This window comes from Streptomyces sp. NPDC041205 (assembly GCF_055591765.1).
Genome location: NZ_JBVIZH010000023.1, coordinates 1 through 1,633 on the forward strand (window position 1 = coordinate 1; position 1,633 = coordinate 1,633).

At 73.1% G+C, this 1,633-nt stretch carries 1 protein-coding gene and 1 pseudogene; both read left to right on the top strand.

Going from position 1 to position 1,633, the window contains the following annotated elements; translation table 11 throughout:
• A pseudogene (locus ACZ6BG_RS39095) lies at nt 1-375 on the top strand (TatD family hydrolase); the annotation flags it as partial.
• Nucleotides 376-378: 3 nt separating this feature from the next.
• Nucleotides 379-1,587, top strand: a complete 1,209-nt coding sequence (gene eboE / locus ACZ6BG_RS39100; RefSeq protein WP_469011148.1) for a metabolite traffic protein EboE — start codon at nt 379-381, stop codon at nt 1,585-1,587.
• Nucleotides 1,588-1,633: the final 46 nt, after the last annotated feature.

Genomic DNA, 1,633 nt, shown 5'->3' on the forward strand with positions numbered 1-1,633 from the left:
CCCCTGGAGCGGGTCCTGATCGACCACCTGAATGAGACCACCGTCAAGGAAGCCAAGGGCGCGGGCTGCTGGCTCGGCTTCTCCGTCTATCCGGACACCAAGATGGACGAGGACCGGATGGTGGCGATCCTGCAGGAGTACGGCCCCGAGCAGGTGCTGGTCAACTCGGCCGCGGACTGGGGCAGGAGCGATCCGCTCAAGACCCGCAAGGTCGGCGACGCCATGCTGGCGGCCGGGTTCGACGAGGACGCGGTCGACCGGGTGCTGTGGCGCAACCCCGTGGCCTTCTACGGGCTCAGCGGCCGCCTCGCCCTCGACGTCACCGGCACCGGGGCCACCCACGAGGGCAACTCCATCCTGCGCGGCGGTGCGTGAGCCATGCGCTTCCGCCACCCCGACGGGTCCACCGTCCACCTCGCGTACTGCACGAACGTCCACCCCGCCGAAAGCCTCGACGGCGTCCTCGCCCAGCTGCGCGACCACTGCGAGCCCGTCCGCAAGCGCCTGGGCCGCGACCGCATCGGCATCGGCCTGTGGCTCGCCAAGGACGCCGCCCACGCTCTGGTCACCGACCCGGCCGCGCTGCGCGGACTGCGGGCCGAACTGGACCGGCGCGGCCTGGAGGTCGTCACCCTCAACGGCTTCCCCTATGAGGGCTTCGGCGCCGAAGAGGTCAAGTACCGCGTCTACAAACCGGACTGGGCCGACCCCGAACGCCTCACCCACACCACCGCCCTGGCCCGCGTCCTCGCCCAACTGCTGCCGGACGACGTCACCGAAGGCACCATCTCCACCCTTCCGCTCGCCTGGCGCACCACCTACGACGCCCCCCGCGCCGCAGAGGCCCGCTCCGCCCTCCTCGCGCTCGCCCAACGCCTGGACGCCCTCGCCGAGCTGACCGGCAAGTCCATCCGCGTCGGCCTCGAACCCGAACCGGGCTGCACCGTGGAGACCACCGGCGACGCCATCGCCCCCCTCACCGCGATCGGCCACGACCGCATCGGCATCTGCGTCGACACCTGTCATCTCGCCACCTCCTTCGAAGACCCGGGGACCGCGCTCGACGCACTCGCCGCCGCGGACATCCCCGTCGTCAAGTCCCAGCTCTCCGCCGCCCTGCACGCCGAACAACCCCACCTGCCCGAAGTGCGCGCGGCCCTCGCCGCCTTCGACGAACCCCGCTTCCTGCACCAGACCCGCACCCTGCCCCAGGAGCCCGGCGGGGCCGCCGCCGGCGGGACCCTCGTCGCCACCGCCCTGCGCGGCACCGACGACCTGGGTGAGGCCCTCACCCGCGACGCCCTGCCCGACTCGGCGCCCTGGCGCGCCCACTTCCACGTCCCCCTGCACGCGCCTCCCGCCGCGCCCCTCACCTCCACGCTCCCCGTCCTGAAGGACACGCTGACCCGGCTGGTGGGCGGACCGCACCCCCGCACCCGCCACCTCGAAGTCGAGACCTACACCTGGCAGGCCCTCCCGCCCGAGCTGCGCCCCCGCGCCCGCCCCCAGCTCGCCGACGGCATCGCCGCCGAACTCATCCTCGCCCGCGACCTGCTGACCGAGCTCGGCCTGAAGGAACTGCCATGACCCCTCCCGCCCCCACGCAGCCGAACCCGCTGCTCGTCCTCGACGT